A 10,456-nucleotide genomic window follows, 5' to 3' on the forward strand; every position below is an offset into this window, starting at 1 on the left:
GCAGATGTGGAAAGATCCTTGGTTCAGACATGCTGTCAACGAAAGATGGAAAGAGCTGGTGGCTTCCGGCGTGGAAGAGCATTTACTTACTTATGTGTCGGAGACTGCTTCTTTGATCGATCGCTCCCAAGCACTTAACTTCAATCGTTGGAAAGTGCTTGATAAACGGGTATATCTTGAAACGAAACTGTATGATACCTACACCGGCGGTGTGGATTATCTGAAAACCTATATCAAGAACCGCGTGGCATTTCTTACCGATAGTTTCGGTGAGGAAGATGAGGAAGAAGAAGAACTCCGGCCGTTTGAAGTTTCCAACTATTATTACCATATAATGAACCGTCACACCAGCAATGTGATGGATGTGGAAGAGGAATCGACAGCCGAACGTGCGAAACTGGTTTCGTGGAGTCTGTCCAATAGCCGTGTTACCCAAGATTGGATTGTCAGGGAGGTAGCTACTGGACGCTTTATCCTGATCAATCGTCATTCGGGATTGGCGGCATGTGGTAGCGGGCAAAACACCAGTCTCGTGCAGGTGAAACCCGATTTTACCGACCTGTCACAATTGTGGGAGATCGTGCCGGTACATCCTGATGTATTTGCCCTGGTCAATATCCGTTCCGGTTGTGCCATCGAGAATTACAACGGTTCTGCCGCTGATGGAAATAAGTTGATAGAGTCTAAGGCATCTCCCCGCGAATTGCGCAGTCAGCAATGGTATCTGGAAATGACGGAAGAGACTGTGCAACCCGAAATAGATCCCGATCTTCCCGCTTTTACTGCCGATGCCGGTTATTATTACTCCTTGATCAGCCTGTCCTATCCCGATCGGGTGGCAAGTATTGATCGCAGTGCCAGCCATATCGGTGCCGCTGTGATTTTAGAAAATCCGATAGAGGATTATTATGCGCAGCAATGGAGTATTCAGCCCATCTCCGATGGTGGTTTCCGTTTTTACAATCACTTTGCCCGTTGCGTGATGCAGTCACGTGGTGCCAATACTCCGGTGGTCGTGGAGCGTATCAACGAAGAGGCTCATACGCAATTGTGGATTCCACTGCCGGTGGACGAAGATACATATGTGTTGCAAAATAGTGCCACCGGCGGGTATGCCAGTGTGGAAAACGGAAAGGTGATAGAACGCGACGCTCTCTTTTTGCAGGTCAGAAATCTGCACTGGAAGTTAGAGAAGTCTGTGTTGGATGTAACGGGAATGAGTTCCACGCATACCCAAAAAGAGGTACGATGCTTGCTGACGGACAGAAGGCAACTTCAGTTTAAACTGCCGGCGGCCGAAACGAATGTTTGCGTCAATATATATTCTTTATCAGGAGTTTTGCTTTATAGTGAAGTGCTGCCCGAAGCATCCGGGCATCGAGTGGATGTTTCCGCTTTGCCTTCGGGGGTGTATTTGGCCGAAATTGTTCTGTCCGGACATGTTTGTCATCTGAAAATACTTCTACCGTAATAAATATAATGAGAACCATAAACAAAATTTAATTATTAACTCCAAAATGTGAACTATTATGAGAAAATTACAATCTCTGATTTTAGTTTTGATGTGTTTGCTTGCGCAACAGATGTTTGCCGAGCCAATCACGAATCCTGCGACGGGGAAAGCGTATCTTATTGCGCATTCCAGTGGCTATCTGTTAAGTCTTGATGGCACGGCATTTAAGATGATGTCTCCCGGTGCCAGTACGATGCAGAAGTTTGAATTTGTTCCGGTAATCGGCGAAGAGGGTGTCTATAACATAAAAGAAGTCTCCTCCGGGCAGTATATAATGAGTGATGGATATTATACTCCGATATTGGGAGGCGATACTGCGGACGATTTAGCAAAATTCAAGTTGTTGCCGGCTTATGATGATTATGTGAAGTTACAGAACGTAGGGATGTTTGCAAAAAATTCTCAAAAGTCTTGTTTGGGTACAGATGATAACAATGAGAATTCCGGAGTATATGCAGACAAAAGCGGTACGGACGGTAAACATTACTGGACATTGAGTGAAGCTCCTGAAGGAGCGATTACCATTGCTCTCGAGAATGCGATTAAGACTGCCGAAGAGTTATTGGATAAAGCACCTGTCGGTGATGGCATCGGGCAGTATCCTCAAATTGCATTCGATGCTTTGAAAGCTGCCATCACTACAGCCAAAGGTTTTCTTGATTCCGATGATCAGTCGGCTGTGAATGCTGCTGTTGGCACTCTGAATGAGGCAGTCAGCGTGTTTAATGCTTCACAGAAAATTATAGATGTTGACCCTACTAAGAAATATTATTTTGTTCATTTCCCAACAAATTTATTATTGAATGTTGAGAATAGTGAAGCGACTATTAAATCTCCCTCCGCTTCTGATGCGCAGAAGTTTACCTTGGTTGAGGCAACGGGTGAAAAGAATATTTATAATATTCGTTTAGCTGACGGAAGTTACATCACTCGCAATGGATGGCGTGTTCAAACCGGGAGTAATCCGGATGTGGATGGTGCTAAGTTTATTATAGAGTTGGCTAACTCTGCTAAAAAGCTTTTAAGATTTAAAGAGTATAAAACCGGAAATGGCTATTTGGGTACCGATGAGCTTACGGAAGGTTCCGGGGTGTATGCCAATAAAGGTGATGTAGAGAAGAGTTGGTGGACGCTTATGGAAGTGAGGGACGGTGAATTGATTACAAGTACATTGGAAAAAGCGATTTCGGAAGCAGAGAAACTGTTGGCTGATGCCGTAGTTGGCAATCTGTCGGGTAATTATCCGCAGGAGGTTGTTGATATTCTACAAGCTGCGATAGCGGCTGCTCATGAAGCTTTAAACGCTACAGAACAAACAGAAATTAATGCTGCTGCAAAAGAGCTCAATGAAGCTATCGGACAATTCAAAAACGGACAAATTGTTATTAAGACGGATCCGGAAAAACAGTATTACCTGATCCACTATTCATCCAATCTGTTGTTGGGAGTTTCGGGAGCCGGTTTATCTGTTCAGACACCCGTGGCATCTGATGCGCAGAAATTCCGGTTGATCGAAGTGGAAGGCGAGAAGAATGTCTATAACCTGCAATTATCAGACGGTAGATATGTCACCCGCAACGGTTGGCGTATCCAGATAGGGAATGATCCTACATCGAGCGAAGCTAAATTTACTGCCGAACTGGTAAGTGTTCAAGAAGGAACAGTACGTTTCAGAGAATATACCGGTGTTAACTTCTTAGGTACCGATAACATGACCGACGGTTCGGAAGTGTATGGAAATAAAGGCAATGTAGGAAATAGCTGGTGGATTGTTAAAGAAGCTGTTGAGGGTGAACTGATCACTTTCGGATTGGAGAATATCATTTCGAAAGCTGAAAAGATAGTGGCTGGTGCTGTTGTTGGTGAAGCAATAGGTAACTATCCTCAGAAGGCGGTGGATGCTCTGAATGTAGCGATTGCTGCCGCCAAAGACGTGGTGAAATCCGCTACTGACCAGAGTGAGATTACTGCTGCTATTGATGCTTTAAATGGAGCTGTTGGCAAATTCCTGTCTTCGGAAATATTTGTTACTGATGGTGGAAAAGTACGTGTCCAGGGTCGTAAACGCAATGGCTTCTTCAATGTAGCTGAAACAGCGGTTACACAGGTTTCTAACATGACGAGCGGTAATGTAGGCGAACATTTCGAATTAGTACGAAATGAAGATGGTAGTTACCTTATTAAAAACGGTGATTTGTATATGAATACCGACTTCACAATGGGTAGCTCCAATATAAGCTGGAACGTGAAATATGAGACCAGTGTGGATGGTGTCAAATACTATAACATCTTCCCAGCCGTTGATGCTTCTACCTGTATTGGCGATAATAGAGGTGAAGGTTGGAATCTTCAGACTTTTGCAGCGGGTAACGATGCTCTTCAATTCCATTTCGTTGTTGTGGATCTTCCTCACGACCCCAATCGCTTTGCTTTGGAGGCGGCTATTGCCAAGGCGCGTAACACGCTTGCCAATATTGATCGTGGTAGTGAGATCGGTCAGTGGAGCGATAAGAAATGTGAGGATTTTGAAACTGTAATAGTGAAAGCTGAAACATTGACAGGTGCTACTCAAGAAGAGGTAAATGCAATGACAAGCGAACTGCAGAAAGCAGAAAACAATTTTCTTGCTAACCCCAATAGTGTGATAAAGGACGAGTTGGAAGCCTTGTTAGTAACTGCTCGCGAAAAAGCTGCTGCTGCCGTTGTTGGTATTGAGGTAGGTCAGTTCTTCCAGACGGCTATCGAGACTTTTGAAGCAAAAATCACCGAATATCAGAATAAAGCCAACAAGGTGAGCGAACAGTCCGAATGTGATGTACTGACCGAGGAGTTCAGAACAATTGTAGAAGCTTTCGCTGGTCATACAGGAGAGCAAACAGTAAAAGCGGTATTGGATGATGCCATTCAGTCTGCCGAAGCTCTTTACGAATCTTTGAAAGATAATGTAGGAACAGATAAGGGCCAGCGTCCGCAGGAAGTGGTAGATGCTTTCAAAACAGCTATTGAGGCTGTCAAGGCGATCACTGAGCCGGTGATCGGAGACTTAAATACCTTGCAGGAAGCACGTCGGGCATTTATAAATGGTGCGCTGACGGTAGACCGTAAAGCATTGCACACTGCTATTGCCACTGCCGATGTCGACGAATTCAAAGAACTGGCTGCCGGTACATTCGACGGACAATATCCGCAAGAAAAGATTGATGCTTTTAATGCTGCTTTGACTGCTGCCAAAGAGGCGGACACTGATTTGAGTAAGACACAGGCAGAAGTTGATGCCTGCACCAAAGCATTGAACGATGCACTGAAAGCTCTGAAAGATGCTAAGATTGTGATTGTATTTACAAATCTCGATGCTGCTTTGGTTATAGCCGAGCCGGCTCTTGCTTCTGTCACCATCATCGGCGAAGGTGAAGGCCAGTGTCCGCAATCGGTAATAGATGCCTTGAAAACCGTTATCGACGGGGTGAAAGCGATTGATCGCAAAGCCATCTCTCAAGCTGATGTAGATACCCGTACCGGCGAACTGAATGCAGCAGTTGCTACCTTTAAAACAGCTCTTGTGGCCAGCACCGGACTTCAGGCGCTGATCGACAAAGCACAAGCACAATTGGATGCTTCCGTAGAAGGTTTCAAACCGGGTAACTATCCTGTTACTGCCCGTTCACAATACCGTAAAGCCATCGAAGCCGCTCGGGCTGCTATAGATGTAGTAGAAGTCTCTCAAGCCGATCTTCTTGCTGCCGTAGAAGCCTTGAAAGCCGCTATCGCAAAATTTGAAAGTGCGGTGATTGCACCTAATGACTTGACGGAGCTCAATGCTGCCATTGCTGAGACAGATGCTTTCATAGCAGCACACGGTGACGGATTTACGGCTTTGAATGTTGCTCTTGCTAAAGCTAAAGCGGTAGTAGAGAATCCGGATAACTATGCAAAGAGTGATGTTACTAAGATTCTTCAGGATTTGCAGAAAGCCTTGAAAGCTGCTCAAACCAGTGTCGGTATCCGGGATACCCGTCTGACTTCTCTTACGATGTATGATGTGGACGGTACTCTCTTTATCGAAGGTCTTGACGGGAAGTGTCGTATCTCTGTTTACGCAACCGGTGGAAAAATGGTATCTTCAGTTGAAACAGTCGAAAATATCTACTCCGTTTCGGCATTGAATGCAGGCACGTATGTAGTTACTATTCAAGGTGACAACATTACGGGCAGCCGGGTGGTAGTCATCAAGTAAGTATAAACACAGCTTCCTGCTTTTCCGGCAGAGAATATAAAAAAGAATAACGCAAGCATTTCTTCGCAGGTGTCTTGCGTTATTCCCTTTTTATGGAAACACGGCAAGACATGGCGGTTTTCACATCATGAAGACTGTATTTTTAAGATTAAGAAGTTCGAAAAGCCTGTTGTTGTGAAACAACGGGCTTTTCTCGATTATCATAGATCGCCCCGAGAGGGGGGAAAATTAATTCTATAAGGTTGAAGAATCTTTCACCTTTTTTTTTTCTCCTCCTTTGAAATAATAGTAGAAGCCATTTCATCAAATCTTCTCTTCTTTTGCATATCGATTTTGTCGGTTTTGTTAACGCAGCGGCTTTCCTGTCTTATTCATATTAAGATTATATAATTAAAAAAACTAATGTGATATGAAAAAACTTACTTCTTTTTTATGTGTGCTTTCTTTGGCTGGAACAACTTCTTTGATGGCCCAAAACGATGCCCAGGCAAATCTTTTGTCTAATCCTGGTTTTGAAGATACCGAATTCCAGACTTTCTCGTACGACAACAATAGTGTGAAGAACTGCATCAGTTATGTAGCCGGTTGGGATGCTACCAATAAGCCCGGTGATGCAGAGTATAAAAAAGATGATTATAATAATACCGGACTTAATAAATATATGGTTCGTGGGCAGATTGGTTATTATCCGGCCGGTTCGGATACGGCAAAAGCCGGAAACAAACAGTATATCCGTATAGCCCGCTATGAATGGACGAAACCGAACGAATGGTTCGGTGACGGTGGTTTACAGCAGACTATCGATGTGAAACCTTCAAGGAAATACGAGTTGACTTTCCTTTACCGCTTGTCAGCGCATGCCGAAAATGGGACAATTGTTCCTGCGTGGGTAGCTTTCGAAGAGGTGGGCAAAACGGCTACTAAAAAGAAGCTGTACAATGAACTGGACGAGAAGTGGGTGGAAAAGAGCTATACATTCACTACAAGCGCCGATGCTACGAAAGCCATTGTGAAGTTGGGGGTGACAGGAGGTTATGTTTACGATTGGGGAGGTAATATCAATTTGTGGGCTGATTTTGATGAAGTACGTCTGGTGGACATTACTACCGGAACTTCCCTTAAACAATTGCTGACGGAAGATATGCAAATTAGCTACACGGTGCAAGGAGCTGCGGTGAACTTCAGCGGACTGGAGGCCGGCAGTGAACTGGCCGTCTACAATGTGACGGGTAGCTTGGTATCTTCCTTCCGTGCCGAATCGGATGAAGAGACTGTTTACTTACCGGGCAAAGGAATTTATATCGTAAAGAACGGTGATCGCAGGAAAGTCCTTAAAGTTGTTATCCCATAATAACTATTTATCTTAATTATTAATACCGGAAAAGCAAATGAATATCAGAAAATTCTTTTCATGTGTGTGTGTTCTGCTTTGCACTCTCTTTAGCGTACTGACTGCTAAAGAGGTGCAGGTAGAAAGTAAGCTGACAGCCGATAAAACGCTGGATAGTGCCATCGATCTGCATCTCACCGGAGATGCGCCGTTGGCTGCCAATGTGAAGGTGAATCTCACCCATACCGATGCGTGGCTATTCTTCGACAATGTGCGTCCGCTCGCGGTACTCGATACATATAAAGCATCTGTTCTCATCGACGGGCAGCCGTTCGAACCGGAAAAGAACGGACGTATCAGTATTTATAAGCAGGGCACGGTGATCATTCCTTACGGTCAGGATATTCAGCCGCTTGAAGCATTTACCGAAGCTGACTTTAAGGGGAGTTCCGCGAAATATGCTCCGGAGTTTTACTATTCCAATAATCCGGCCCCTGAAGTAAAGTCGGAAATGAAACAAGCTCTTTCACAGGACAATCGGATCAGCTCTTTTAAGCTGAAGCGCGGTTATATGGCAACGATGGCTACGGAGCCTGACGGTATGGGATACAGCCGTTGTTTTATAGCCGATGATGCCGATTTGGAAATTCGTGAACTTCCGGCAGAACTGAATGGAAAAGTATCTTTTATCCGTGTATTCCAATGGGAGTGGGCTTCTAAAAAAGGATGGGTCGGTGGTAATAACCAAACGAATCCTCCCGAAGGATATCTTGAAGATCAGGCCGATGTGACCAACAGTACCTGGGTATACAGTTGGGGAGCGAATGCCGACTGGTGTCGCGGTCCTGAAAATAAAGGAACCTTGTGGCGCAATCAGGAGTTTGTTCCCGAAAAGTGGGGGTATGGCGGTGAGAGTGATTGGAGTGTGCTGTTCAATGACAAACGCCTTACCCATCTTCTGAGCTATAACGAACCCGATCATTCGGAACAGTCCAATGTCTCCGTTTCACAAGCCATTAAAGAATGGCCTAAACATTTGCAGACCGGTATGCGTGTGGGGTCTCCGGCTACTACTGATTTTGGCTGGTTATATGATTTTATGTCCGAGTGTAATAAGCGGAACTATCGTGTGGACTATGTCGCTATCCATGCCTATTGGGGCGGATCGGGCGGTTCTGTTGTGGTAAGTAGCGTAAAGGATTGGTACAATAAATTGAAAGAGGTACACGAGAAGACCGGCCGGCCACTATGGATTACCGAGTGGAACAACGGTGCTAACTGGACACACGAAACCTGGCCTTCTGATAAAGCTGCGCAGCAGGAAAAGCAGCGTCTGTTTATGACGGAAATTTTGGCTATGATGGATACTTGTAAGTTTATCGAACGCTATTCCGTTTATAATTGGGTGGAAGAGAAACGCTCTCTTTTTTGGCAGAATCTCAATTTGACACCTGCCGGAAAAGTGTACGCCAATTTTAATGCGGAGATGGCTTTTGACCGCAGCACAGAGGTGATTCCGACATGGACTGTCCGTGAAGCTCCCGTGCTTAGCTATCAATACGATAAGGAGCAGAATGGAATTATGCTTCGTTGGGAGGACGTGAACAATGAATTGGTGGATGGTTATCTGGTGGAACGCTCTGTTAATGGAAGCACTTATACGGAGATTGGTCGAACAGAATCCGGGCAGGTATCCTATATCGATCCGCTGATTTCCGCTTCACTACTGAACGGAGGAGAGGTGAAGTACCGCGTCAGTTCTTTGCTGGGTGGTAAGGTTAAAAAAATGTCGAATATCATTCAATACGGTGCTCTTAATAGTTTAGCCAGCCAGCCGTTTTTTGGACGTAGTATAACTTCGGTGGGACAGAGCTTTTATCTGTTCGGTGAGGAATACACAGAGAAGCCTGTGATGGTACTCGGTGCACAAACCTATCGGATGAGAACTCCGATGACTACTCGTATCGGCTCTCTTACACAAGGAGCGTGTGAGTTTGGACCCATGCTTTGGGATTATAATAAAAATCAGACTTTTGTTAGTAAAGATACGTTGGGTTATATGATATTTCCCAAAACCGGTACATATCAATTGGGGGGCATAACAGCCCGGGCTGGGCATGTAGCGGGAGTTACCGAAAATGCTGTGAAGGTCTTCTTCGATACTCCTTTCGATGAAGTGCCTGTTGTGTTTTGTTCGCAGGTGACCGGTAATAGTGCGTTGCCTACGGCTATTCGTGTTCGTAATGTAACAAGAGAGGGGTTTGAAGTGTTGCTGGCTTTTGAAGAGTCTGTTGCTGCACCGGTTGTTGCTGAAGATGTTTGCTATGTAGCTATGACTCAGGGCGAAGGTTTGCTGAACGGACATAGAATTCAGGTGGGATGTACGGAAGATGCAGCGGTTACATCCAGTTCGCGTACACCTTTTCAAATCTGGTATGGTAAGAATTATTATGCTCCCTACTATGCCTTCTTCGGTGCAATGCAAAGTCTTTACGGGTCACCGGCTGCTAATTTACGCGTACTAAACAAGGGGGCTAATACGATTGATGTGTTTGTTGATTATACACCTTCGAGTAGAACTGAATCTGAAACCGTGGGTTGGTGTGTGATGGAGACAGGGAATGCTACCGGAATTTACGATACACAGACGGATGATATTACTCGTATGCTGGTTTATGATAATGGCAACGGGAAAATATGCTTATTGAACGGCGGTATAATGCCGAAAATCGATGTCTATTCAGTTACCGGGCAACTACTTCTTTCTCGTACGACGGTTGATGTTTTAGATATTAGCAATCTTCCGGCTGCAATATATCTGGTTCGTGTAGGTAATCTGGGTAGTCTGAAAATCGTAAAAAGCAATTAGAGAAATCTATCATATTTTAATTATTAATTTAAATTCATGAAAAACATGAAGAAACATTATTTCTTTGTTTCGCTCTTGGCATTGGCATTATCTATGCCGAGGAGCTCGTTCGCTTCTGTGCAAAGTGCAGATAGTGATGACGGAATTGTGGTGACGTTAGGAGCACCGAAAGTATCAATGCAATTGATGGCAGCTCAATCTTCTGTAACCCAGTCGCATATGGTGATAAATGGAACAGGACAGTCGGGGACTTTTATTTTAAATGCGCAGAATTTAGTGGAGGATATTAAATTGACGGCAACTTCTGGATTAGAAGTTTATCCGGCAACTTTGCCTGCTGGTTCCAATGGGGAGACAATTATTATTACACTGAATAGCACTTTACCAGTAACGGAAGGACGAATTATCCTTCGTAGTGGTGATGCACGTGCTTATGTAAATGTTACGGGTTACGGAACTCCTCTTGAAGAGAAAAATCTTTCTCAGAATCCGGTTTATCCCGGTGGTGAC

4 protein-coding genes and 1 pseudogene are annotated in these 10,456 nt (G+C 44.6%); all 5 read left to right on the forward strand.

Going from position 1 to position 10,456, the window contains the following annotated elements:
- Positions 1–1,471 (forward strand): RICIN domain-containing protein (locus tag QVP90_RS13335; protein WP_288204506.1); only part of this gene is annotated, 1,471 nt, incomplete at its 5' end.
- 58 nt (positions 1,472–1,529) lie between these two features.
- Positions 1,530–5,747: an FIVAR domain-containing protein gene (locus QVP90_RS13340; protein ID WP_007478252.1), complete on the forward strand. Its 4,218-nt coding sequence runs from the start codon at positions 1,530–1,532 to the stop codon at positions 5,745–5,747.
- 409 nt (positions 5,748–6,156) lie between these two features.
- On the forward strand, positions 6,157–7,098 hold the full coding sequence (locus QVP90_RS13345) for a T9SS type A sorting domain-containing protein (RefSeq protein WP_021936705.1): 942 nt from the start codon (positions 6,157–6,159) through the stop codon (positions 7,096–7,098).
- Positions 7,099–7,135: 37 nt separating this feature from the next.
- Positions 7,136–9,946 (forward strand): glycosyl hydrolase, encoded by a 2,811-nt coding sequence (locus tag QVP90_RS13350; protein WP_021936706.1) that lies wholly within the window; start codon positions 7,136–7,138, stop codon positions 9,944–9,946.
- Positions 9,947–9,991: 45 nt separating this feature from the next.
- Positions 9,992–10,456, forward strand: a pseudogene (locus tag QVP90_RS13355) (hypothetical protein); the annotation flags it as partial.

Origin of the sequence: Bacteroides sp. CAG:189, assembly GCF_000432295.1 — a bacterium.
In the GTDB taxonomy this organism is placed as follows: Bacteria; Bacteroidota; Bacteroidia; order Bacteroidales; family Bacteroidaceae; genus Bacteroides; species Bacteroides salyersiae.